At 30.3% G+C, this 24,382-nt stretch carries 19 protein-coding genes, 1 tRNA gene and 2 rRNA genes (1 of these 22 only partly in view); 17 read left to right on the forward strand and 5 right to left on the reverse strand.

All coding sequences use genetic code 11. The features are described 5' to 3' along the window. The 3 genes from VJY38_RS07460 to VJY38_RS07470 all read left to right on the forward strand — a co-directional run. Nucleotides 1-789: ribosomal RNA gene (locus VJY38_RS07460) — 23S ribosomal RNA — on the forward strand; it begins 2,225 nt to the left of the window's first position. 88 nt (nt 790-877) lie between these two features. Further along, nucleotides 878-994, forward strand: a 5S ribosomal RNA gene (gene rrf / locus VJY38_RS07465). A gap of 99 nt (nt 995-1,093) precedes the next feature. Further along, the gene (locus tag VJY38_RS07470; protein WP_353680064.1) at nt 1,094-2,128 is read left to right on the forward strand and encodes a homoserine dehydrogenase; all 1,035 of its coding nucleotides are present in this window, start codon (nt 1,094-1,096) and stop codon (nt 2,126-2,128) included. Here VJY38_RS07470 and VJY38_RS07475 read toward each other — a convergent pair. Next, a complete protein-coding gene (locus VJY38_RS07475) occupies nt 2,125-2,901 on the reverse strand; it encodes an inositol monophosphatase family protein (RefSeq protein WP_353680065.1) in 777 nt (258 codons plus the stop codon). The two genes, VJY38_RS07470 and VJY38_RS07475, sit on opposite strands and share 4 nt — an antisense overlap. A 328-nt stretch (nt 2,902-3,229) precedes the next feature. Here VJY38_RS07475 and lon point away from each other — a divergent pair, with 328 nt between their 5' ends. The 4 genes from lon to VJY38_RS07495 are packed head-to-tail and all read left to right on the forward strand — an operon-like array spanning nt 3,230 to nt 8,511. Beyond that, complete coding sequence (lon, locus tag VJY38_RS07480; RefSeq protein ID WP_353680066.1) at nt 3,230-5,632, forward strand: endopeptidase La; 2,403 nt, start codon at nt 3,230-3,232, stop codon at nt 5,630-5,632. Between the two features lie 41 nt (nt 5,633-5,673). After that, nucleotides 5,674-6,189 carry a GAF domain-containing protein gene (locus VJY38_RS07485; RefSeq protein WP_353680067.1) on the forward strand — a complete coding sequence of 172 codons (516 nt, stop codon included), beginning with the start codon at nt 5,674-5,676 and terminating at the stop codon, nt 6,187-6,189. Nucleotides 6,190-6,193: 4 nt separating this feature from the next. Then, nucleotides 6,194-7,810 carry a DNA polymerase III subunit gamma/tau gene (gene dnaX / locus VJY38_RS07490; protein WP_353680068.1) on the forward strand — a complete coding sequence of 539 codons (1,617 nt, stop codon included), beginning with the start codon at nt 6,194-6,196 and terminating at the stop codon, nt 7,808-7,810. 2 nt (nt 7,811-7,812) lie between these two features. Further along, nucleotides 7,813-8,511, forward strand: coding sequence for a LamG domain-containing protein (locus VJY38_RS07495; protein ID WP_353680069.1), 699 nt, complete (start codon nt 7,813-7,815; stop codon nt 8,509-8,511). Nucleotides 8,512-8,707: 196 nt separating this feature from the next. Here VJY38_RS07495 and VJY38_RS07500 read toward each other — a convergent pair. The 3 genes from VJY38_RS07500 to VJY38_RS07510 form a co-directional block, all read right to left on the reverse strand. After that, nucleotides 8,708-8,781, reverse strand: a tRNA-Ile gene (locus VJY38_RS07500). A gap of 146 nt (nt 8,782-8,927) precedes the next feature. Then, nucleotides 8,928-9,137: a PGPGW domain-containing protein gene (locus VJY38_RS07505; protein ID WP_353680070.1), complete on the reverse strand. Its 210-nt coding sequence runs from the start codon at nt 9,135-9,137 to the stop codon at nt 8,928-8,930. A 44-nt stretch (nt 9,138-9,181) separates the two neighbouring features. After that, nucleotides 9,182-11,287: a prolyl oligopeptidase family serine peptidase gene (locus VJY38_RS07510; protein ID WP_353680071.1), complete on the reverse strand. Its 2,106-nt coding sequence runs from the start codon at nt 11,285-11,287 to the stop codon at nt 9,182-9,184. 373 nt (nt 11,288-11,660) lie between these two features. On the opposite strand from VJY38_RS07510, the gene VJY38_RS07515 reads away from it, so the two are divergent. Next, the gene (locus tag VJY38_RS07515; RefSeq protein ID WP_353680072.1) at nt 11,661-12,947 is read left to right on the forward strand and encodes a Glu/Leu/Phe/Val family dehydrogenase; all 1,287 of its coding nucleotides are present in this window, start codon (nt 11,661-11,663) and stop codon (nt 12,945-12,947) included. A gap of 128 nt (nt 12,948-13,075) precedes the next feature. Further along, nucleotides 13,076-16,276 carry a PEP/pyruvate-binding domain-containing protein gene (locus VJY38_RS07520; protein WP_353680073.1) on the forward strand — a complete coding sequence of 1,067 codons (3,201 nt, stop codon included), beginning with the start codon at nt 13,076-13,078 and terminating at the stop codon, nt 16,274-16,276. Here VJY38_RS07520 and VJY38_RS07525 read toward each other — a convergent pair. Beyond that, a complete protein-coding gene (locus tag VJY38_RS07525; RefSeq protein WP_353680074.1) occupies nt 16,268-17,080 on the reverse strand; it encodes a metallophosphoesterase family protein in 813 nt (270 codons plus the stop codon). The two genes, VJY38_RS07520 and VJY38_RS07525, sit on opposite strands and share 9 nt — an antisense overlap. 197 nt (nt 17,081-17,277) lie before the next feature. Here VJY38_RS07525 and hisG point away from each other — a divergent pair, with 197 nt between their 5' ends. Genes hisG through hisIE form a run of 8 tightly spaced genes read left to right on the forward strand, consistent with a single transcriptional unit; the run spans nt 17,278 to nt 24,010 of the window. Then, complete coding sequence (gene hisG / locus VJY38_RS07530; RefSeq protein WP_353680075.1) at nt 17,278-18,147, forward strand: ATP phosphoribosyltransferase; 870 nt, start codon at nt 17,278-17,280, stop codon at nt 18,145-18,147. Then, entirely contained in the window at nt 18,144-19,430 is a 1,287-nt protein-coding gene (gene hisD / locus VJY38_RS07535) for a histidinol dehydrogenase (RefSeq protein ID WP_353680076.1), read from the forward strand. Before hisG ends, hisD begins: the two co-directional genes overlap by 4 nt. Then, the gene (gene hisC / locus VJY38_RS07540; protein ID WP_353680077.1) at nt 19,427-20,473 is read left to right on the forward strand and encodes a histidinol-phosphate transaminase; all 1,047 of its coding nucleotides are present in this window, start codon (nt 19,427-19,429) and stop codon (nt 20,471-20,473) included. The genes hisD and hisC overlap by 4 nt, the downstream gene beginning before the upstream one ends. Continuing rightward, nucleotides 20,470-21,354: an imidazoleglycerol-phosphate dehydratase HisB gene (gene hisB, locus VJY38_RS07545; RefSeq protein ID WP_353680078.1), complete on the forward strand. Its 885-nt coding sequence runs from the start codon at nt 20,470-20,472 to the stop codon at nt 21,352-21,354. The genes hisC and hisB overlap by 4 nt, the downstream gene beginning before the upstream one ends. Continuing rightward, nucleotides 21,351-21,938 carry an imidazole glycerol phosphate synthase subunit HisH gene (gene hisH, locus VJY38_RS07550; RefSeq protein WP_353680079.1) on the forward strand — a complete coding sequence of 196 codons (588 nt, stop codon included), beginning with the start codon at nt 21,351-21,353 and terminating at the stop codon, nt 21,936-21,938. The genes hisB and hisH overlap by 4 nt, the downstream gene beginning before the upstream one ends. Beyond that, nucleotides 21,932-22,651: a 1-(5-phosphoribosyl)-5-[(5-phosphoribosylamino)methylideneamino]imidazole-4-carboxamide isomerase gene (gene hisA, locus VJY38_RS07555; RefSeq protein WP_353680080.1), complete on the forward strand. Its 720-nt coding sequence runs from the start codon at nt 21,932-21,934 to the stop codon at nt 22,649-22,651. The genes hisH and hisA overlap by 7 nt, the downstream gene beginning before the upstream one ends. After that, nucleotides 22,641-23,396: an imidazole glycerol phosphate synthase subunit HisF gene (hisF, locus tag VJY38_RS07560; RefSeq protein WP_353680081.1), complete on the forward strand. Its 756-nt coding sequence runs from the start codon at nt 22,641-22,643 to the stop codon at nt 23,394-23,396. The genes hisA and hisF overlap by 11 nt, the downstream gene beginning before the upstream one ends. Further along, entirely contained in the window at nt 23,393-24,010 is a 618-nt protein-coding gene (gene hisIE / locus VJY38_RS07565; RefSeq protein WP_353680082.1) for a bifunctional phosphoribosyl-AMP cyclohydrolase/phosphoribosyl-ATP diphosphatase HisIE, read from the forward strand. The genes hisF and hisIE overlap by 4 nt, the downstream gene beginning before the upstream one ends. The last annotated feature ends 372 nt before the right edge of the window (nt 24,011-24,382 follow it).

Raw genomic sequence — 24,382 nt, forward strand, 5'->3', positions numbered from 1 at the left:
GGTGGGAGACTATGAAGCCGGGGCGCTAGCTTCGGTGGAGTCGACGGTGAAATACCACCCTTGCTTTAATTGGATTCTAACCTCGACCCTTGAATCAGGGTCAGGGACAGTGTTAGGCGGGTAGTTTGACTGGGGCGGTCGCCTCCTAAATGGTAACGGAGGCTCCCAAAGGTTCTCTCAGCATGGTCGGTAATCATGCGTTGAGTGCAAAGGCATAAGAGAGCTTGACTGCGAGACACACAGGTCGAGCAGATGCGAAAGCAGGGCTTAGTGATCCGGTGGTTCCGAGTGGAAGGGCCATCGCTCAAAGGATAAAAGGTACGCCGGGGATAACAGGCTGATCTTGCCCAAGAGTTCATATCGACGGCAAGGTTTGGCACCTCGATGTCGGTTCATCGCATCCTGGGGCTGAAGAAGGTCCCAAGGGTTTGGCTGTTCGCCAATTAAAGCGGTACGTGAACTGGGTTCAGAACGTCGTGAGACAGTTCGGTCCCTATCCTATGCGGGCGCAGGATACCTGAGAAGAGTCGCTTCTAGTACGAGAGGACCGAAGCGAACGTTCCTCTAGTGTACCAGTTGTCGCGCCAGCGGCAGCGCTGGGTAGCTATGAACGGATGTGATAAGCACTGAAAGCATCTAAGTGCGAAGCACACTTCAAGATGAGGTATCCCTTGGCGCTTAAAGGCGTCACTGAAGACTCCTCGGAGATTACGAGGTTGATAGGCTGCAGGTGTAAGCCCAGTAATGGGTTGAGCCGAGCAGTACTAATAAGTCGTGAGACTTAGCCATAAATTTTATTTCAAGATAGATGCTAAAACGACTCTCTCTTTCAATCTATCATTTTAATGTTTTTCAAATCTTGTTCTTAAAAATTTTTTCTGGTGGCTATAGCTACGGGGAAACACCTCTTCCCATTCCGAACAGAGAAGTTAAGCCCGTAAACGCCGATGGTACTGCGCGCGCAAGTGCGTGGGAGAGTAGGTAGCTGCCAGGATTTAATAATTGAAACCCGCTTATATTTTTCTAAGCGGGTTTTTTTGTTTAAATAATAATTACTTTTTTATATTATAACTTTAAAAAAATAAATTTTGTTATGAAACAAAAAATAACACTCATTGGTTTTGGTACAGTAGCACAGGGCTTGTGCGAAATACTATTATCAAAAAGAAATGAATTAAAGAAAAATTATAACTATGAATTTGATATAGTTGCAATTAGTGACATAAAATATGGTACAGTGTTTAATCCTTCGGGTTTGAATATAAGAAATGTATTAAATGATATTCAAAAAAATGGGAAGTTTACTAAAAATACATATGAGTGGGACGCAATTGAAACTATAAAAAAATCTAATGCAAATGTAGTATGTGAATTAGCTTATACAAATTTAGTAAATGGTCAACCTGCTATTAATCATTGCAAAACTGCACTTAGTTTGAAAAAGCATGTTGTTACAAGCAATAAAGGTCCTGCTGTATTTGCATATAAAAAATTATCCAGTCTAGCTAAAAAAAATGGTGTTAAATTTTTAATCGAAGGAACTGTAATGAGTGGTACTCCAGTATTGAATCTTGCAAGAGGACCATTAGCTGGATGTAGAATTAATTCTGTAAAAGGAATATTGAATGGTACAACAAACTTTATATTAACAAAGATGGAAGAAGGTTTGAGTTATCAGAATGCATTAGAAGAAGCAAAAAAGCTGGGTTATGCAGAAGCAGATCCAACCAACGATGTTGAAGGACTTGATGCAAAAGCTAAAGTTACAATTCTGGCAAATGTTTTAATGGGTATAAACTTAAAATTTGATAATGTTCAATGTGAAGGAATTACAAAATTAACTTTAAATGATATAGAAGAAGCAAAAAGAAAAAATTCAAGATGGAAACTTATTGCATCAATAGAAAAAAATGGAGATGAAATAAAAGCATCTGTTAAACCAGAGTTAATCCCGTTAACTCATCCACTTGCTCAGGTAATGGGGTCAACAAATGCAATAACTTTTGATACAGATTTACTTGGTGAATTAACAGTGATTGGAAAAGGAGCAGGCAAAACCGAAACTGGCTTTGCCATTTTAAGTGATTTATTATCTATTCATCTTTCAAAAAATAAAAATCTTTATTAGTTATTATAACTTAATTGTAAAACATTCAGCATGTTTTTATGTATGTAAGGATTACTTGCTAAGAATTGTTTACTAAAAATAGTTGCTTTGTTTCCATTAAAATCAGTTACAATTCCACCAGCTTCTTCAACAATTAACTTAGCAGCACAAACATCCCATGGATTTAAGAAAACTTCCCAGAAACCATCAAAAACACCTTCTGCTACATAGCACATGTCAATAGCTGCTGAACCTAATCTACGTACAGCACGACTACATTTAAGAAATGCTACAAATCTTTCTATAGCATGATCTGGATTTTCTTTAATATTATATGGGAAACCAGTTACAAGTACACTTTTTTCTAAATCATCATTGTCATTTACATGAAGTTTTCTATTATCACAATAAGAGCCATTTCCTTTTTCTGCAGTGTATAAAACATTTCTCATTATGTCATAAACAACACCATAAATAGTTTCATTATTTTTTTGAACTCCTATCGATACAGAAAAAATAGGAAGACCATGAGCAAAATTTGTAGTGCCATCCAAGGGATCAATAACCCATATATATTCTGATGAATAATTTTGTGTTCCGCTTTCTTCAGCAATTATTGAATGAGTGGGAAATTCTTTTCTTATAAAATCAATAATTAATTGCTCAGATTTTTTATCGATTTCTGTAACAAGATTTGAAGAATTTGTTTTGTATTCAATTAAAAAATTTTTTCTGAATCCTTCACGGATTACTTCACCAGCTTCTTTTGCAATGTTAATCACTTTATCAATCATTTATAACCCAATGAATTTTTTTGAAGTACAAAATTAATCATATTTTTTTAGTTAATCATTAGAGTGTTTCTGTAAAGTATCAAGAAATTTGAATTCCATGGTTATAAAAAAATATTACATAAACTTTTAGAACAAAACTATTCGATAAGAAATTTAAATGAACAATGATATATCTTACTTGTCAGTTAATCTGATCTTATGAGAGATTAAATTATTTATAAATATTTCATAAATAATAGAGTGTACATTTCATTATCTTGATAGCACCTCAACATTTTGGTATATTTTGATGTGAAAAACAATTTTCAATGTTACAAAAAGGATTATAATGGAAGAAAAATTATTTGCTCAAACTTCTGAATACTCGATGATTGAAGATATTCCCAAAATATTACCTGTCTTGCCTTTAAGAGATAATGTAATTTTTCCATATATGATATTTCCAATTTTAGTTGGAAGGGAACAATCAATTAGAGCTGCGAACTATGCTCTGGATAACTCTAAATACATATTTCTTGCAGCTCAAAAACGTTCAAATATTGATGAACCTACAAGAGATGATATTTATACTGATGGAACTATTGCAAAAATTATTCAGATATTGAAACTCCCTAATGGATTATTAAAAATTTTAGTAGATGGTGTAATACAGGGAAGGATTTCTCGCTTTACTGAGAGAACAAATTTTTTTGAAGCTGAAATTGAAGTCATATCACCAGCAGAAGAAGATCCACGCGAAATGAAAGCTTTGATTCGGCAGATGTCGAATCTTTTCAAAGAGTATGTTAAGATTAATAAAGCATTGCCACCCGAAGCATTGACTGCATTCGAAAATATTGAAGAACCTGATAGAAAACTTTTTTATGTAGCTGCAAATATTAACCAGTCTATTGAAGTAAAACAGAAAATACTTCAAAAATACTCGCTCAAAGAACAAATGTATGAAGTGATAAGGATTCTGAATTCTGAGATTGAGATATTGAAAATAGAGAAAGAAATTGAAAATAAAGTTCAGGAAAATATAGCTAAGACGCAGAGAAAATTTATTATTCAAGAACAGATAAGGATATTGCAAGAAGAACTTGGAGAAGAAGAAGATGTTTCGCCAGAGTTTGTTAAGTTAAAAGAGCAGATAATTAAAGCTAAAATGCCTAAACAGGCACACGAAAAAGCTATGGAAGAATTAAATAAACTTAAGAAAACTCCACCAAGTTCTCCCGAAGCAACAGTTATTCGAAATTATCTGGATTGGTTAATCGATGTTCCATGGTATAAGAAAACAAAAGATAATCTCGATATAAAAAATGTAAGAAAAATTTTAGATGAAGATCATTATGGACTTGATAAACCAAAAGAAAGAATTGTTGAACATATTGCAGTTTTAAATCTTGTTAAAAGTATGCGTGGACAGATATTATGTTTTGTAGGACCTCCTGGAGTTGGAAAAACTTCATTAGGTAAATCAATAGCCAGAGCACTGGGAAGAAATTTTGTTAGGATTTCATTAGGTGGTGTAAAAGACGAAGCAGAAATTCGTGGGCATAGAAGAACATATATTGGTTCAATGCCAGGCAAAATAATTCAATCCATGAAACGAGCAAAAACAATCAATCCAGTTATGTTGCTTGATGAAATTGATAAAATGAGTATGGATTTCCGTGGCGATCCTTCATCTGCAATGCTTGAAGTACTCGACCCCGAACAAAATCATACTTTTAATGATCACTATCTTGAAGTAGATTATGATTTATCGCAGGTAATGTTTATTACAACTGCTAATGTAAGATATAATATTCCACTCCCTTTACAGGATAGAATGGAAATAATAGAATTACCAGGTTATCTTGAATTCGAAAAGTTTGAAATAGCAAAACGTCATATTATTCCCAAACAAATTAAAGCACATGGACTTGAAAAATTTAAAATCGAGTTTAAGGATGAAGCTATAAATAAAATTATTACTGAATATACAAGAGAAGCTGGAGTAAGAAACTTAGAACGTGAAATTGCTTCTGTACTTAGAAAAACAGCTCGAGAAATTGTTCTTGCTAATTATGGTAATGGTAAGAAAAAATCAAAAAAGAATTTTGTGATTGATTGTGAAACAATCGAGAAATTTCTTGGTGTTCCAAAATATAGAACGCAAAAAGCAAATAAAGAATTGAGAGTTGGTAGTGTAACTGGTTTAGCATGGACAAGTGTAGGTGGAGAAATCTTACAGGTTGATGCAACAGTAATGCCCGGTTCTGAAAAATTAACTCTTACCGGTCAGATTGGTGATGTAATGAAAGAATCTGCTATGGCAGCATTAAGTTATTTGCGTTCTAATGCAAAAGAATTTGGATTACCTCCACATTTTAATAAAGGGAAAGAAATTCATATTCATTTACCTGAAGGTGCTATACCAAAAGATGGTCCTTCTGCAGGAATTACTATGGCAATGGCATTATATTCTGCTTTCAGTGGAAAACCAGCAAGAAATGATGTTGCTATGACAGGTGAAATAACTCTTCGTGGAAATGTTCTTCCAATAGGAGGATTAAACGAAAAACTTCTGGCTGCAAGAAGAAATGATATTTCAATTGTACTTATACCTAAAGAAAATGAAAAAGATTTGAACGAGATTAAACCAGAAGTTAAAGAGGGATTAAAAATAATTCCCATCTCAACTATAAAAGAAGCTATTCCTTATGTATTTGGTGATATTAAGAGCAAGAAGAAGAAAAAATAATCTTATTTAATAATTAATTTATTATAACTTTTTGATAATTAATGGCAGAACAAATAATTGTAAATAAAAATTTATCAGACGAAGAAATTTATAAGACCATAATTCCACAAATAGAAAATTTAATTAATGCTGATGATGCTTTAATATCTTCATTTGCAAATTTTACAGCTGCATTAAAAGAAGCATTTGATAAAATTAGCTGGATAGGTTTTTATTTTTTGAAAGATAACAAATTAGTTCTTGGTCCATTCCAGGGGAAAATTGCATGTACAGAAATTGAACTTGGTAAAGGTGTATGTGGAACATCTGCTTTAAAAAAAGAAACTATAATTGTAGAAAATGTTAATGAATTTCCAGGGCATATTGTATGTGATTCAGAATCAAAATCCGAAATTGTAATTCCTTTATTGAAAGATAATAATGTCATTGGAGTACTTGATTTGGATAGTTATGAATATTCTGCATTTAATGAAATTGATAAAATTTATTTAGAAAATCTTTGTAACTTGTTAATGAAAAAAATTCGTTTGAATCAATTACACAATCTAATCGTTTAATAATATGAACTATATAGTAACAGCTCGTAAATGGAGACCACAAAAATTTGATGAAGTGGTTGGTCAAGAACATATAACCACAACATTAAAAAATGCCATTCGTAATAATAGAGTTGCTCATGCATATTTATTTGCTGGACCTCGAGGTGTTGGGAAAACTACTACTGCTCGTATATTAGCAAAGGTATTGAATTGTCTTAATCCTCAGGATGGAGAACCTTGCAATGAATGTGAAATGTGCAAAGATTTTCTTAATTCTCAAACACTTGATATAATTGAAATTGATGGAGCATCTAATAGAAGAATAGAAGAGATAAGAACATTAAGAGAATCTGTTAAATATGCACCTACCAAAGGAAAATATAAAATCTATATTATTGATGAAGTTCACATGCTTACAACAGAATCCTTCAATGCTCTACTTAAAACTCTTGAAGAGCCCCCAGAACATACACTTTTCATTTTTGCAACCACAGATGTTCATAAAGTTCCGCTAACAATAATTTCAAGATGCCAGAGATTTGATTTCAGAAGAATTGAATTAAATACAATTAAAAAACTTCTTAAAAATATAGCTGATGCTGAAGGAATTGAAATTGATGATACAGCTTTAACAATAATTGCAAAGAAAGCAGATGGTGCTTTAAGAGATGCACAAAGTCTTTTCGATCAGGCAATTTCTTTTAGTGGAAATAAAGTTGATTCTACTCTTCTTTCTAAAATGTTCAATTTGATTGATGAGGAAATTTATTTTGAAATTTCTGATGCAATTCTTGATAAAAATTATAAATCAGCTTTTGAAATCTCTCAAAAAATTTATGACAATGGATGGAATTATATTGATTTCTTAAATGGCTTAAATGAACATTTTAGAAATATCTTAACAGTTGTTATAAGAAAAGATGCTAAATTAGTTGAAACTGCTGATATCTATAAAAACAAATATCTATCTTATTTAGATAAATTTTCAGAAAGTGATTTATTAAGAATTCTTACATTTATTAATAAAACACAATATGAATTAAAAGCCTCTTCTAATCCAAAATTAAAAATTGAAATAGCACTATGCCAATTAATAGGTATTGAAAAATCAGAAACAATTAATGAATTGATTTCTAAAATTAATGCAGGTAATCTAAATTCAGAACTTAAGGAAAAAGAGACAGGTTATTCCAGCGATAATATTAAAAAAAAAGAACTATCTAACGTAAGACCAGCCTTCAAATCAGAAGTCAAAATTCCAGAAGTAAAAGAATTTATTCCGCCTACAGCTAATGATTCAGATGATTTTAAAAATATAATTGCAAAATGGCACGAATTTGTTGAACAGGTAAAAACCGAAAAAATATTTTTTGGCTCGGTATTAATAAATTCTAATCCAGTAAACTTTATTGATAATAAACTAAAAATCGAAGTTGAAAAGCCAGAAGACTGGGATATAATTTGTGATAATAAAAGCTACCTTGATAAAAAAACAAAAGATTTTTTTGGAAAAAAAATTGAATTCGATATAGCAAAAAATACAGACACACAAAATATTCATAAGAGCAATTTGAAAGATGAAAACCCTCTTATAAATGCTATAATCGAAAAGCTCGGTGCTAAAGAAATTAAAAAATAATAATGAACTTTTATAATTGTATTGTAAGTTTTAGTTTCGTTATTCTTTTCACAATTCAATCTTTTTCTCAAGAAGATTTTTATTATAGAGTCTGGCAATTAAACAACCAGGATTCTATTGCAGGATTTAAGACAACATTCCTTATTGATAAACCAGATAAAATTAAAACACAATTTGGCGAATCTTTATATTTTGATGGAATTAATGATGGCTTATTGATTAATCACAATCCAGTTGCAGGTTTCACTAATTTTACAATCGAAATTTTATTTATGCCAGATTCTTCTTCAAACTTGGATAATTATGAGCAAAGATTTTTACACATTAAAAATTCGGATGATAGTAGAAGAATTCTTATTGAATTAAGATTAGTTAGAAATAACAAATGGTCACTTGATACATTTATTAAATCAGAAAATTCTCGATGTACACTTATCGATACCTCTCTTCAACATCCAACAAATCAATGGTATCATGTAGCATTAACATACAGTGATGGTTTGATGAAACATTATGTTAATGGTAATAAAGAACTTGAAGGTAAGGTAGATTATCAACCAATAGATAGCGAAGCTAAAATATCAATTGGCGTTAGGCAAAATATGAAATCCTGGTTTAAAGGAACGATAAGTTATATTAGTTTTACAAATAAATCATTAAATCCCGAAGAGTTTTTACTCTTAAGGAAAATTCACTATTAATTATTCTTAACATTATTAATAAAAACCTTCCGGGAATGAACTTTTTCATTTCTTTAATATTTATTGGAGTTATTTACGATCAATAATTTTAATACGAATAAAAGTAAATAATCTAATTTGTAGGTTTTACAATGCAAGTATAAATATCATGAAAGAAAACAAATATAGAAAAACAAACATTGAAGGTTAAAACTTGTGGGCCCAGAAGGACTTGAACCTCCGACCCGCTGATTATGAGTCAGCTGCTCTAACCAACTGAGCTATGGGCCCTAAAAAAGTGATGCAAAAATAATGCTTTGTAAAAATGAATGCAAATTTTTTAACAAAAAGTATATCAATTTTTATTAAATCAAAAGATAATTTAATGTTATCACTAATACGATTTTTATTACAATTAGTTAATTCATCAGTTTAAATCATCTTTTCAATTTTTTTAATTTTAAAAATTTTTGTAATCCATTTTTAAATTTATCATGCATTCTTCTTGCCCAGATATATTCAGTCCCTAAAATTCCAAGTCCAGCTGGAATTATTAAATAGGCTGGACCAGGTACAATTATCATGATTATTCCAATAATTAATAAAATTCCTCCAATTATACTTATGAATAACTTTTTAATTTTCATTTTTCTCATAAGACTAATTTTCGTTAATGAGTTTTAATTTATTATTAATATATTGGTGTTATTCCTAAATTATAAAACATAAATGACCATAAATCTGTGTATAACTCAATCGATTTGGAAGTACTTGTTCCAGCACCGTGTCCTACTTTTGTTTCTATACGAATTAAAGCAGGATTGTTGCCAGAATTTTTTTCTTGCAGTGTAGCAATATATTTAAATGAATGAGCTGGAAATACTCGATCATCATGATCTGCAGTGGTTACTAATGTTGCTGGATACTCAACATTTTTGATATTATGTAGCGGTGAATATTTTATTAAGTATTTAAATTGTTCTGGATTATCACTTGAACCATATTCTGATATCCATGCCCAACCAATTGTAAATTTATGAAAGCGTAACATATCCATAACTCCTACCATGGGGAATGCAACTTTAAATAAATCCGGTCTTTGATTTATAACAGCACCAACTAATAATCCACCATTAGAACCGCCCTGTATAGCTAACATTTGAGGAGATGTATAATTATTTTTTATTAACCACTCAGCAGCAGAAATAAAATCATCAAATACATTTTGTTTCTTTTCAAACATGCCTGCTTTGTGCCATGTTTCACCATATTCACCACCACCACGTATGCAAGCTAATGCATACACAAAACCATTTTCTAATAAAGATAATCTTGGAATTGCGAATGATGGCAATTGTGATATTTTAAAGCCACCATAAGCGTATAACAATGCAGGATTTTTCCCGTTTAGTTCTAAATCTTTTTTGTGTATTAAAAACATTGGGATTTTTGTTTCATCTTTACTTTCATAAAAAACTTGATGAACTTCATAATTCTCAGATTCAAAATTAACCTTGCTTTTCTTAAATAATTCTGACTTATTGTTTATAACATCATATCTATAGATTGTAGGTGGGTAAGTAAAAGATGTAAATGTATAAAATGTTTCTGTATCATTATTTTTTCCAGAAAAACCATAAACAGTACCTATTGTTGGTAACTTGATATCATAAAGATAATTTCCTTCTTCATTAAATATAGATATTTTACTGTGAGCATCTTCTAAATATGTTACTATTAATTTGTCTCCAACATGTGCAACATTTTGAATTACATTTTTAGATTCTGGAATCAGTGTCTTCCAATTTTCTTTTTCTGGATTCTTTAAATCAATTAATACTAATTTGTTATTTGGAGCTTCATAATTTGTAAGGACTAAAAATTTATCATTAATATTGTCAATGAAATTATATTCTGCTTCAAATTGATCAATTAATTTTATAATAGAACTATTATTCGAGAGATTTTTATACCACAATAAATTGTATGAAGAAGAGCCTTCCGCTACATAGATAATCAAATATTTTTCATCATCTGAAACAGTTGCTTCAAATAATCGTTTAGGATGTTGACGATCTTCGATTACAAGTTCATCTTCTGATTGAGAAGTACCAATTTTGTGATAGAATACTTTTTGAAACTGATTTGATTGTTTTAATTCTTCTCCCTTTTTAGGTTCATCATATCTTCCATAAAAGAATCCATTTTTATACCAGGCGTTACCTGTAAATTTAGACCAGAGTATTTTATCACTTAGTAATTTTTTTGTAGACAAATCCATCACATAGAATTCTCGCCAGTCTGAACCTCCTCGTGAAATACCATAGCTTAGATATTTATTATCTTTAGAAAAATAAATTCCAGAAAGAGAAATTGATCCATCTTCTGATAATTTGTTTGGATCAATTAAGACTTCAGGAGTTCCATTAATTCCTTTTTGAATATAATATACATTTTGTTCCTGTAGCCCATCATTTTTTGAGTAAATATAATATTCACCAATTTTTATGGGATTAGTATATCTTTCATAATTCCATAAATCAGTCAATCTTTTTTTTATTTTTTCTCTGAAAGGAATATTTGAAAAGTAGCTGTTTGTCAGTTCATTCTGTGCTTTAATCCACTCTTTAGTTTCTTCTGAGTTTAAATCTTCAAGCCATCTATAAGGATCTTCTACATTTGTTCCATGGTAATTATCAATGTGTGAAATTTTTTTCGCTGGTGGATAATGAAGTTGCTGGCAGAAAACCTGTAATTGTAGAAAAACAATTAGAATTATTGTTATTAGATTTTTCATATTATACCAATTTTTAGTTATGGCTGAATTATGACAATTTAATATAGAATTCATCACATAAATATCCAAAGGAAATCTTATAAACATAATTTATCGAATATTACAGGGTTGAGTTATTTTTATTTTTTTTTAAAAAATAAAGTTTATTAACGTAAAAACATTAGCTTATTAACAATATAAAGTAATGAAATAAATTATTAAGGTATTGTATTAGCAATTACTAAGAAAAAGAAAAATAATTGGTTTATTTGAATGTTATATTGATTTTGCTATCTAAACAACACTCTCTATTTTTCGTTCATAAGAAAAAGCTAATTTGCCATAAAGCATAAGCTGAAGGCAAAAATTCAAAAAAAATTTTATTGAGGATTTTATGAAATCAAAAGAATTCAATCCATTTGAAATGGCACAAGCCCAATTTGATAAGATAGCAGATATGCTAAACCTTGACGAAGCAACTCGTCAACTTTTAAGATATCCATTAAGGGAATATCATTTTAGTATCCCTGTTAAAATGGATGATGGTACAACAAAAATATTTAGAGGCTTCAGAGTTCAACACAATGATGCAAGAGGTCCATCAAAAGGGGGTATCCGCTTTCATCCACACGAAACAATTGATACAGTAAGAGCACTTGCAATGTGGATGACATGGAAGTGTGCTGTTGTAAATATTCCGTTGGGAGGAGGAAAAGGAGGAGTAATATGCGATCCACATCATCTAAGCATGAAAGAACAGGAACAGATCTGTCGTGGTTGGGTTCGTCAGATGGCAAAAAATGTTGGACCTGTAAATGATATACCTGCACCAGATGTTATGACAAATGCACAACATATGCTCTGGATGCTTGATGAGTATGAAACTATATATGGTGGAAAATATCCTGGATTTATAACTGGAAAACCTGTCGGTATGGGAGGCTCTCTTGGAAGAACAGAAGCAACTGGTTATGGTGTTATTTTTACTTTGCGAGAAGCATTAAAAGAATTGGGAATTGATATCAAAGAAACAACAATGTCTGTTCAGGGATTTGGTAATGTTGCTCAATATGCTATTGAATTATATCAAAAATTAGGTGGTAAAGTAATTGCAGTTGCAAGCTGGGATGAACAGGATCAGTGTTCTTATACCTTTAGAAAAAAAGATGGAATTGATAAAGATGAACTTCTGAAAATAACAGATAAATTTGGCGGCATCGATAAAGAGAAAGCAAAAGATCTTGGTTATGAAGTTTTAAATGGTGATGAGTGGATTTCTCAAGATGTTGATATTTTATTGCCAGCTGCCTTAGAAAATCAAATTCATGGAGATAATGTTTCCAGAATAAGTAATAAAGTCAGAATTATAGTCGAAGGAGCCAATGGTCCTACTACTCCTGAAGCAGATAAAGTAATTCAAGAAAGAGGAATTTTCTTGATACCAGATTTTCTTGCAAATGCTGGTGGAGTTACATGTAGCTACTTTGAACAGGTTCAATCAAATATGAATTATTACTGGGAAAAAGATGAAGTATTAAGTAAGCTTGATGTGAAGATGACATCAGCTTATCAATCTGTTAGTGAACTTGCAAGAAAAAGAAATTTATATATGAGAGATGCAGCATATATAATTTCTGTAAGTCGAGTTGCACAAGCTTGTAAAGATCGGGGTTGGGTTTAGAATTAAGCCTTGCTAAAAACCTTAGCAAGGCTTTTTTGTGAATAAAATAAGTGTATCAAAAGAATTTATTTTTCAATAAATTATTAATAACAATTAATGATTAATATGCTAATGAAGAGGAAATTTCAATGAGTGATGAGAATAGAAATATAAAAGATGATTTAATATTGAAATTGCAAGAGAGAACTAAAGAATTAAATTGTCTTTATACAATTGAAGATACACTAAATCGTTCAGAAATTTCCTTACGTCAGGCTTTTCATACTGTAATTAATACTCTTCCTCAAGGTTTTCAATATTCAGAAGATTGTAGAGTGAAATTGATCTATGGAGATATTGTTTATCAAACTAGCGACTTTTCAGAAACTCCCTGGGTTTTAAGCACAAATATAATTGTTCAGGATAAAGTAGTTGGTAAAATTCTTGTCTATTACTTGAAAGAATTTCCTCTTGTTGATGGTAGTCCTTTCTTGAAAGACGAAGAAAAATTATTAAAAACAATTGCAGAAAGATTGGGACACTTTATACTTCATCAAAAATTAAAAAATGTTTTCGAGGAATTACAAACTGCAAGACAGGAAATAGGTAAAAGCATAAGAGGTGAGTGGAAAATTGTTTTAGATATGATAAGAAAAACTGATCCAAACTTATTTATGAGTTTAATGAGAAAACTACTTAATCTACTTTGCTGGAAAGGAGTTGAAGAAGCAGAAATTTTAATGAAGCATTCCAACATTTCAAGAAAAGTTAGATTAAGTTTCGGTGATGAAGAAACAACTGATGAAAATAAACCAAGTAAAATTGAAAAAATTGTAAATTATGATGAATATGTCGAAACAATACAAAGACTGGCTGACGATAATTTACCTGATGAAGTTATATTAAGTAAAATACAAAAGTGGATTCAGGAAGATAAATCCAGTGCATTAATTAAAGTAGTTGATAATCAGGATACTTCACTTACAGAAATTTCGGAAGCACTTCGTAAATATTATCATCTTGCTCCAGAAAAATTTGAACTTCCTCCATCAACTATTAAAGGACTTAGAGTATCCTTGCTCCGACGTTTTTTCACCGATCAGTTAAACTTTATATCTATAGCAAAGGAATATGTAAAACTTACGGATTTTTATAGGCTTATTGATAAAATGATTTTCCCTCCTGGAAGCCATGGCAAACTTGGAGGTAAAAGTGCAGGATTGTTTATTTCTTCTCACATAATTCAAAAAGAAGCAGAAAATAATGACCTGTTGAAAAATGTTAAAGTCCCTAAAACATGGTATATAGCTTCAGATGGTATTCTTAATTTTATGCAGCATAATAACTTAGAAGAAGTTCTTGAGCAAAAATATAAAGAATTAGATGAAGTTAGACTCGAGTATCCTCATATTATTCAATTATTCAAAAATTCTGAATTCCCACAGGATATTGTAAAAGGCTTATCGATGGCACTGGATGATTTTGGTGATAAACCTTTGATAGTCAGAAGTTCAAGTCTTTTAGAAGACCAGGTTGATGCCACTTTTTCTGGTAAATATAAAAGTTTATTTTTAGCAAATCGAGGCACTAAGCAACAACGTCTGGAAGCATTGATGGATGCAATTGCAGAAGTTTATGCTTCTACATTTGGCCCGGATCCAATTGAGTATCGTGCGGAAAGAGGTTTGCTTGATTTCCATGAAGAGATGGGAATAATGATTCAAGAAGTTGTTGGTACTCAAGTGGGTAATTATTATCTTCCTGCATTTGCTGGAGTTGCTTTTAGTCAAAATGAATTTAGATGGTCGCCAAGAATTAAGAGAGAAGATGGACTTGTTAGAATAGTACCAGGTCTGGGCACAAGAGCAGTTGATAGATTAAGTGATGACTATCCTGTTTTAATTTCACCAGCTCAACCAAATATACGTGTCAATGTTTCTCTGGATGAAATATTGAGATATTCACCTAAAAAAATTGATGTGATTAATTTAAAGACTAATGAATTCGAAACTGTACCAATTAAAAAATTATTAGAAGAAACCAATTATCAATATCCAGTATACGAACTTGTTTTTTCAATAATATATGGTAATATGATAAGACAACCGATGGCTTTTGAATTTAATGATCCAGCCAGCGAACATGTTGTAACATTTGATGGTTTATTTACCAAAACCGATTTCCTGAAAAAGGTTGATCTGATATTAAAGATTTTGCAAGAGAAAATGAAAACTCCAGTTGATATAGAATTTGCATCTGATGGAAAGGATTTTTATTTGTTACAATGCAGACCACAGAGTCGCAGTCATGAAGTAGCAGCAGATATAATACCTAAAGATGTTCCGCTGGAAAAAATTTTATTTACTGCAAAGAAGTTTGTATCCAATGGTAAAGTACCTGAGATTACTCATATTGTTTATGTAGATCCTGTTAAGTATAATGAATTAAATGAACGAAATAAATTATTACAGGTAGGGAAAGCAGTAAGTAAACTCAATAAACTATTACCGAAAAGAAAATTTATTTTAATGGGTCCAGGAAGATGGGGGAGTCGTGGAGATATTAAACTTGGTGTAAGTGTTACTTATTCAGATATTAATAATACTGCAATGTTAATTGAAATTGCTCGTAAAAAAGGAAATTATGTTCCAGAAGTTTCATTTGGTACACATTTCTTTCAAGATCTTGTAGAGGCAAACATCAGATATCTACCATTATATCCCGATGATGAAGGAATAATTTTTAATGAGAAGTTTTTAACTGAATCAGAAAATATTTTTGAAAATATTCTTCCTGAGTTTTATTATTTGCAAGATACAATAAGAGTTATTGATATTGTAAAAACTACAGGCGGCATGGTTTTAAGAGTTTTTATGAATGCAGAACGTGATGAGGCACTTGCAATGTTTGTTCAACCTTCAATTGATATTCAATTAGAAAAAGAAATAAAAGAAACTTTTGATTATCATCCGAGTGAACACTGGCGATGGAGAATGAAGATTGCTGAAAAAATTGCATCTGAACTTGATGGAGAAAGATTTGGTGTTAAAGGCATTTATATTTTTGGAAGTACAAAAGATGCCGCTTGTGGACCGGGTAGCGATATAGATCTTCTTGTTCATATTGATAAAGATAAATGTAAACGTTACGAATTAGACCTGTGGTTCGAAGGCTGGAGTTTATGCTTGAGTGAAATTAATTATCTTCGTACAGGTATTCATACTCAGGGTTTACTCGATATTCATTACATTACTGATGATGATATTGAAAATAAAACAAGTTATGCAATTAAAATTAATGCTATCACAGAAGCTGCTCATCCGCTTAAATTGAAATCAAAGTCAAATTAAAACTCTTGTTGCATTTTCAGGTTTATCTAATTCAAAATTAATAATTGCCAATTCGTTGCCATCGTATGCAGCACTAAAACAGTAAGTATTTCCAATTTTATCTTTCCAGCTTCCACTTAATCGAGAGGATTCATGAATGTGTCCATGTAATGTTATATACGGTTGCTTATTCTCTATGAATTTTCTTATTGCTTTGCTTCCAGTATGTTTATTCATTTTTTTGTTATAATCGTAAATTACATCAAGATTTGTTTTAAATGGTGGTGCATGAAATAAAAATATAGATTTTTTTATGTCTTCAGAATTAATTGCGTCAAGATCATTCTTGATGGTAGAAAATTTTTCTTTATCATCAACAGGGGTTGTTGTTATTCCATTTTCAGGAGAAATACAACCTTCTTCAACATTTGTTGAAATATCATATTTCTCCCAATCCTTTAACATAAAGGGAGATGGTGGCGAATATGAATATCCAATGAATTTATAATTGTGATACTCAATTTGTTTATTGTGTATATAGTGCCATAAATTTTTATTGGAAATTTCTATAAAATATTTTTCTTCTGTTTTGGGGTCGTTGTTGCCAAGGATTAATAAAATCTCTGGGTAAGCATCTTTTAATTCATTTTTTAATTTAATTAAAGATGATTCCAGAAAATTAAAAAGGAAATAATTTGGGTTGTTACGAGGAAGTAAATCCCCTCCCAATAAAACTACATCTGGTTTTTCATCATAAATTGTACGAAACAATTTTTCATATTTATTAAGATTCCCGTGTAAATCAGATACAAAAAAACAACGCATTTTTTTTAAACTTTTGTTTCTAAAACTATTTTTTTACATTTGTAAACAAAATTAGGAAAATTAAATGAAAGTAAAAGTACTTCATTTTAATCATCATTTGCTTCTGAAGAAGAGCGCCGGTAAATTTTAAATAAAATAAAATAATTAATTAATGAACCCCGGCGCATGTCGGGGTTTTTTGTTATATGGAGTAAATTATGATAAATGGAAACTTAAAATTAGCTTTACAAAAACGAGGTAGATTAACAGATAAATCATTACAGCTGCTTAGAAATTGTGGACTTGATATAGAAGATTATTCTGAAAGATTAATAATAACAACCCGCAATTTCGATCTCGATATTTTATTCCTTAGAGATGATGACATCCCGGAATATGTTAGCGATGGTGTGGCTGATATTGGAATAGTTGGCGAAGATGTTTTATATGAAAGAAAGGCTGATGTGGAAGTTATAAGAAAATTAGGCTATGGTAAATGTACTCTTTCTCTTGCCATTCCAGAAAATAATTCTTTGGATGATATCTCTGAACTTGAAGGTAAAAGGATAGCAACTTCGTATCCTAATCTTCTTAAAAAATTTTTGGACGAAAATCATATTTCTGCTACAATTGTTGAAATCAGTGGCTCGGTTGAAATTGCACCATCGCTTGGAGTAGCTGATTTTATTTGTGATCTCGTTTCGACAGGGAATACATTGAAATTAAATAAGCTTAAAAAATCTTTTGATGTATTTACTTCGGAAGCAGTACTTATAAAAAATAAAAATATTGATAATGATCAGATTAAAAGTACATTACTAAAAAATTTACTGGTACGAATTGATTCAGCTTTGACAGCAAAAACTTCTAAATATTTAATGATGAATGCTCCAAAAGATTCATTAGAAGAAATTGAAAAAATTATCCCATCACTAAAAAGTCCTACAATATTACCACTTGCAGATCCATCAATGGTAGCAGTTCATGCTGTAATACCAGCAGAACAATTCTGGGAAATCTATCAGAAACTTAAAAATGCTGGTGCGTCTGGAATTTTACTATTACCAATTGAGAATATGATAATATGAAAATAATTGAATTAAAAAACTTAACAGAAAAACAAATACAACAATTACTGAGACGTCCTGCTATTAAAACATCAGATGTGTTTGAAGCAGTACAATTAATTCTTCAGGATGTCAAGAAAAATGGCAGGAAGGCAGTAATTCGTTATGCAAAAAAGTATGATGGTTTAAAAAATGATGAGATTCTTATTGAGAAAAAGGAATTAATTGCTGCAGAAAAAAAATTATCAAAAGATTTACGTAAAGCAATCCTAACAGCTTTTAAAAACATAACTCGATTTCATGAAAAACAAAAAAAATCTGAATATGAGATTGAAACAATGAAAGGTGTTAAATGCTGGCGTAAATCGATACCAATTGAAAATGTTGGACTTTATATTCCTGGAGGTACTGCTGTTTTATTTTCTACAATGTTGATGCTCGGAATACCTGCTAAAATTGCTGGTTGTAAAAGAGTGGTAGTTTGTTCTCCAGTTAAAGGAAATGAGATAAATCCAGCTCTTGCTTTTACAGCAAGAATTTGCGAAGTAGATGAATTCTATAAAATTGGTGGGGCTCATTCAATTGCTATGATGGCTTATGGAATTGAAGATTTCAAAAAAGTAGATAAAATTTTTGGACCTGGAAATCAATATGTAACTGCTGCAAAATCTCTTGTTAGCATTGATCCCGATGGATGTGCTATTGATATGCCAGCTGGACCAAGTGAAGTTTTAATAATTGCAGACAATTCTGCTAACAGTTCCTTTGTAGCAGCTGATTTATTATCACAAGCTGAACACGGCGAAGATTCACAGGTTATTTTAATTACTACAGATAAAAAATTTGCAGAAGAAGTATTCCTTAATATTAATGAACAATTAAAATTATTACCCAGAAAATTTATTGCAGAACAATCATTAAAAAATTCTCTAATTATTTTGATTGAAGATATTGAGCAAGCAATAAATTTAAGTAATAGTTATGCACCAGAACATTTGATTTTATCTGTAAGAAATCCCAGACGTTTAATTAACAAAATAATAAATGCTGGTTCTGTGTTTATCGGGAATTATTCACCTGAAAGTGCTGGTGATTATGCTTCTGGAACAAATCATTCGTTGCCAACATATGGATATGCAAAATCATTTAGTGGTGTAAGTGTAGAAGCATTTATGAAATCAATTACATTTCAGCAATTGACTAAAGATGGATTAAAAAATATTTCTGATACTGTAATTAAACTTGCTGAAGAAGAAAAACTACAAGCTCATGCTAATGCAATAAAAATCAGGTTACAGAAATGAATATAAAAGAACTGGTAAGAAAAAATATTCTTGAATTAAAACCTTATACATCTGCTCGTCAATCACATAGCGAGGGAATTTTACTTGATGCAAATGAGAATTGCTATGGAACTGTTTTACCAGAAAATTATGATAACATTAATCGTTATCCAGATCCTTATCAAAGACAAATGCGAGAAGGTGTGAGTAACTTACTTAATATACCAGTTGAAAATTTGTTTTTTGGTGTTGGTTCAGATGAAATAATTGATTTAACAATAAGAATATTTTGTCGCCCATCTCAGGATAATATTATTGTGTGCGAGCCAACTTATGGTATGTATAAAGTTGCATGTGATGTAAATGAAGTAGAAGTGATTAATGTTCCATTAAATCAAAATTTTGATCTTGATGTGGATGCTATTGAAAGAGCAGTAAATGAAAAAACAAAAATTTTATTTTTATGCTCGCCGAATAATCCAACAGCTAATCTACTCGATAAAAAGAAAATAATCGAACTAACAAAAAAGTTGAATTTGATTGTAGTTGTTGACGAAGCTTATATTGACTTTGCACAGGATGAAGGTTTATTAAAATACACTCTTGAATTTCCTAATTTAATTGTTATGCGTACTTTTTCAAAAGCATGGGGAATGGCTGGTGTTCGTTGTGGATTTTGTGCAGCTTCAAAAGAAATTATAGATATTTTTTTCAAAGTAAAATTACCTTACAATATAAGTAAACTCACTGCACAGGCAGTTGTACTTGCTCTAAAAAATATTGATAAAAGAAATGAATATGTCAAAATGATAATCAATGAACGAGAGAGAGTTAGCAGAGAACTTAAAGCAAATAAAAAAATTTTGAATGTATTGCCTTCCGATTCAAATTTCATTTCCTTTAAAGTTGAAAATCCAAAAGAAGTTTATAATTATCTCGAAAAACATAAGATTATTATTCGAGACCGAAGTAATCAATTCAACTTTAGTGGCTATTTGAGAGTAACAATTGGTACACCAGAAGAAAATAATTTATTTCTACAAAAATTGAGCGAAATATTATGAAGAGTATTTTAATAAGTTCAGAACTTTTTGAACTCAACAGCAAAAAATCTGAAGGTTTAATTTCTGCTTTAAAGAAATTATCAGAATATTCTTACGATATTTTTACTGATAATGATAACATTAATCCTGTTTTAAAAAATATTTTCAATCTGGAAGGAATAAAAATTAATCTATTCAAAAAGGATATAAATAAAGATATTTTGAAAATTGTTACCAGAGGGAAAAAATCAGAAAATGTAATAGTCATTAATAATAAAATAAAAAATATTAAACAGGCAGTAGATATAATAATTAAAAATTCTCGTTCTGCAGAAGTAAAAAGAACTACAAAAGAAACGGATATTAAAATAAAACTTGAACTTGATGGAGAAGGTAAATCGAAGATTAAAACTGGAATAGGTTTTTTTGACCATATGCTCGAACAAATTGCACGTCATGCAAATCTTAATCTTACTATTTTAGTTAAAGGTGATTTAAAAGTTGATGAGCATCATACAATTGAAGATACAGGTATAGCACTTGGAGAAGCAATTAGAAAAGCTCTGGGTGATAAGAAAGGGATTAAGAGATTTGGTTTTATGCTTCCAATGGACGATTCGATAGCAGAGTGTGCAATTGATCTAAGTGGAAGAAGTTTTCTGAATTTCAAATGCAAATTTGAAAGAGAAAAAGTTGGTGAATTTCCAACTGAACTTACAGAAGAATTTTTTAGAGGTCTTGCTTCTGGTTTATTGGCAAATATTTTTATAAAAGCTGAAGGTAAAAATGATCATCATAAAATTGAATCAATCTTTAAAGCTTTTGCAAAAGCATTAAACGAAGCTTGTAGAATTGATTCAAGAGCTCAGAATTTATTACCAACAACAAAAGGGAAATTATGATTGCCGTAATTGATTATGGAGCAGGAAATATTCAATCAGTAGCTAATGCTTTAACTGATTTAAACGTAGATTTTATAATTACAAATAAAGAAAGTGATTTGTTGAAATGTGAAAAAATAATTTTTCCAGGTGTTGGCGAAGCATCTTTTGCTGTTAAAAAACTTCATCTATTAAATTTATTTACAATGCTTCGTATAATAAAAAAACCTTTACTTGGTATTTGTCTGGGTATGCAAATCTTGTGCGATAAATCGATTGAAGGAAATGTTACTTGTCTTGGAATTATAAATACAACAACTGAAATGTTTGATTCATCGAAAGTTAAAGTTCCTCATATGGGCTGGAATAAAGTTGAAATAATCAAAGAAAATAAATTATTTGATGGTATAGAAAATAATTCTTATTTCTATTTTGCTCATTCATATTATGTTCCTATGAATGATTTTACTATTGCAAAAACAAATTATGATGTTGACTTTTCAGCAGCGTGTGAAAAAGATAATTTTTATGGAATACAATTTCATCCAGAAAAATCTGGTAGTAATGGATTAAAAGTACTAAAAAATTTTATTGAAAAATGTTAATAATACCAGCAATAGACATACTCGATAATAAAGTTGTCAGATTAACAAAAGGTGATTTTAATCAGGCAACATTTTACGATGTTTCTCCCCAAAGTGTAGCACAAAGTTATTTTAATGCTGGATTCAATTGGGTTCATATTATTGATCTATCTGCTACACGTAATGAAAAAATAAATGTAATCCCTATCATAAAACAGATAAAAGAAAGTACCAATCTAAAAATTCAATTTGGTGGTGGAATTAGAAAAGAAGAACAGGTTAAAGAATTATTTGAAGAAGGTGTTGATAGAATAATTATTGGTTCATTATCTCTTACAAATAAAGAAAAATTCGAAAAAATTATTAGCCATTACGATAAAGAAAAATTTGCAATTGCAATTGATTCAAATAACGAAAAAATATTAATAAAAGGCTGGACAGAAGAAAGCAGTGTTTCTATATATGACCATATTGATTATTGTTTATCACTTGGTATAAATACTTTTCTGTGTACAGATATTAGCAGAGATGGAACGCTTGTTGGTTCAAATAAAGATTTATATAAAAAAATTATGGATAAGTTTCCCGATATAAAATTAATTGCATCTGGTGGCATAGGTTCCTTACACGATATAATTAATTTGAATGATATTAAATTATATGCAGTCATCGTAGGTAAAGCTATTTATGAAAATAAAATTAAACTAAAGGACTTAATAAAAATTGGTAGCTAAAAGAATTATTCCCTGTCTTGATGTTAAAAATGGCAGAGTAGTAAAAGGAGTTAATTTTATTAATCTTAAAGATGCAGGCTCTGCCGTAGAACTTTCACAAAGATATTATGAAGAAGGAGCCGATGAACTTGTATTCCTCGATATTACTGCTACAGAAGAAAAAAGAAAAACTTTAATCGAACTTGTTCGTGATGTTGCCAAAGTTTTGAGAATTCCTTTTACAGTTGGTGGAGGCATCTCTTCATTGGATAATATTGAAGAATTATTAAAAGCAGGTGCAGATAAAGTATCACTAAATTCTTCAATTGTAAGAAATCCAGATTTAATTACTCAAGCTGCTAAACGTTTTGGTTCTCAAGCTATTGTTGCTGCTATCGATGTAAAAAATGTTAATGGAATAAAAAAAGTTTTTATAAAAGGAGGAAAAGAAGAGACTGATTTAGAAGGATTTGAATGGTGTAAACGTGTTTGTGAATTAGGTGCTGGAGAAATTCTTTTGACTTCAATGGATCATGATGGAACACGAAAAGGATACGATATTGAGTTTCTGAAAAAAGTTGTAGATGCAGTTACAATTCCTGTGATAGCAAGTGGTGGTGCTGGTACTAAAGAACATTTTCTCGATGCATTTAAAATTGCCAATGTTGATGCTTGTCTTGCAGCAGGATTATTTCATTATGGTGAATTAAGTATATCTGAATTAAAAAAATTTCTAAAAGAAAATAATGTGAACATAAGATTATGATAGATACCACAAAAATAGACTTTTCAAAAAATTCTGGTCTTGTACCAGCAATTGTTATTGATGAATTTACAGATCAGGTGTTAATGCTTGGTTATATGAACCAGGAAGCTCTATCTAAAACAATTGATACTAAATTAGTTACATTCTTTAGCAGATCAAGAAAAACTTTATGGACAAAAGGAGAAACTTCAAAAAATTATTTGCATTTAGTTGATATAAAAACAGATTGTGATAACGATACTCTTTTAATTATTGCCAGACCTGATGGTCCAACCTGTCATCTCGGTAATTATTCTTGTTTTGGTAACGAAAAATCTAATACAAAATTTTTTGATTACTTATTTGAATTAATTAAAGATAGAAAAGAGAAATTACCAGAAGGTTCTTACACAACTGAATTATTTAAAAGTGGTCTTAATAGAATCATCCAAAAAGTAGGTGAAGAAGCAATTGAAACTATAATTGCAGCAAAGAATAACAATAAAGAAGAAATTATTAATGAAGTATCGGATTTACTTTATCATCTTATGGTTATGCTGGTAGAAGAAAATATCGAGTTGCAGGATATTCTTAATAATTTAATTGAAAGACATTCCAAAAAAACCAATAAATAATTTTTTTATAAAACAATTTCTACTGTTTCTTGAAAAGTTAACTGAATTGAACCTATTAGAAAAAATTATTTTAAAATATTTAAGAATATCAAACTTACCATTCTGAATTTTACCATTTTATAAAAATAAATAAAATATTTAATCTCCAATGGTTAATATAAGTGTGACTTGATATGGTTAATTTTTGTCAACATTGAGGGGTATAATTTTTCTTTATTAAAGTTATATTAAATTGATGGATATATTCTTTAGTTTTTTCTCAAAAATTAAATTATCATTAAAATTGTTCTAAAATATTAACTATTATTTTTGTAAATTATTTTTTAAAAATTCCTGTTGGTAAAAAAATATGAATAATATAACAAGGAATTT

This window comes from Rosettibacter firmus, assembly GCF_036860695.1.
Taxonomy (GTDB): Bacteria; Bacteroidota; Ignavibacteria; order Ignavibacteriales; family Melioribacteraceae; genus Rosettibacter; species Rosettibacter firmus.

What these genes read in the sequence shown, in the direction of transcription:
- VJY38_RS07520 (WP_353680073.1), top strand. Translation starts at nt 13,076, where the DNA reads ATGAGTGATGAGAATAGAAATATAAAAGATGATTTAATATTGAAATTG.
- hisIE (WP_353680082.1), top strand. Translation starts at nt 23,393, where the DNA reads ATGATAGATACCACAAAAATAGACTTTTCAAAAAATTCTGGTCTTGTA.
- VJY38_RS07515 (WP_353680072.1), top strand. Translation starts at nt 11,661, where the DNA reads ATGAAATCAAAAGAATTCAATCCATTTGAAATGGCACAAGCCCAATTT.
- dnaX (WP_353680068.1), top strand. Translation starts at nt 6,194, where the DNA reads ATGAACTATATAGTAACAGCTCGTAAATGGAGACCACAAAAATTTGAT.
- VJY38_RS07470 (WP_353680064.1), top strand. Translation starts at nt 1,094, where the DNA reads ATGAAACAAAAAATAACACTCATTGGTTTTGGTACAGTAGCACAGGGC.
- VJY38_RS07525 (WP_353680074.1), bottom strand. Translation starts at nt 17,080, where the DNA reads ATGCGTTGTTTTTTTGTATCTGATTTACACGGGAATCTTAATAAATAT.
- hisH (WP_353680079.1), top strand. Translation starts at nt 21,351, where the DNA reads ATGATTGCCGTAATTGATTATGGAGCAGGAAATATTCAATCAGTAGCT.
- hisG (WP_353680075.1), top strand. Translation starts at nt 17,278, where the DNA reads ATGATAAATGGAAACTTAAAATTAGCTTTACAAAAACGAGGTAGATTA.
- hisD (WP_353680076.1), top strand. Translation starts at nt 18,144, where the DNA reads ATGAAAATAATTGAATTAAAAAACTTAACAGAAAAACAAATACAACAA.
- VJY38_RS07510 (WP_353680071.1), bottom strand. Translation starts at nt 11,287, where the DNA reads ATGAAAAATCTAATAACAATAATTCTAATTGTTTTTCTACAATTACAG.
- VJY38_RS07505 (WP_353680070.1), bottom strand. Translation starts at nt 9,137, where the DNA reads ATGAAAATTAAAAAGTTATTCATAAGTATAATTGGAGGAATTTTATTA.
- hisC (WP_353680077.1), top strand. Translation starts at nt 19,427, where the DNA reads ATGAATATAAAAGAACTGGTAAGAAAAAATATTCTTGAATTAAAACCT.
- lon (WP_353680066.1), top strand. Translation starts at nt 3,230, where the DNA reads ATGGAAGAAAAATTATTTGCTCAAACTTCTGAATACTCGATGATTGAA.
- hisA (WP_353680080.1), top strand. Translation starts at nt 21,932, where the DNA reads ATGTTAATAATACCAGCAATAGACATACTCGATAATAAAGTTGTCAGA.
- VJY38_RS07475 (WP_353680065.1), bottom strand. Translation starts at nt 2,901, where the DNA reads ATGATTGATAAAGTGATTAACATTGCAAAAGAAGCTGGTGAAGTAATC.
- VJY38_RS07485 (WP_353680067.1), top strand. Translation starts at nt 5,674, where the DNA reads ATGGCAGAACAAATAATTGTAAATAAAAATTTATCAGACGAAGAAATT.
- hisB (WP_353680078.1), top strand. Translation starts at nt 20,470, where the DNA reads ATGAAGAGTATTTTAATAAGTTCAGAACTTTTTGAACTCAACAGCAAA.
- VJY38_RS07495 (WP_353680069.1), top strand. Translation starts at nt 7,813, where the DNA reads ATGAACTTTTATAATTGTATTGTAAGTTTTAGTTTCGTTATTCTTTTC.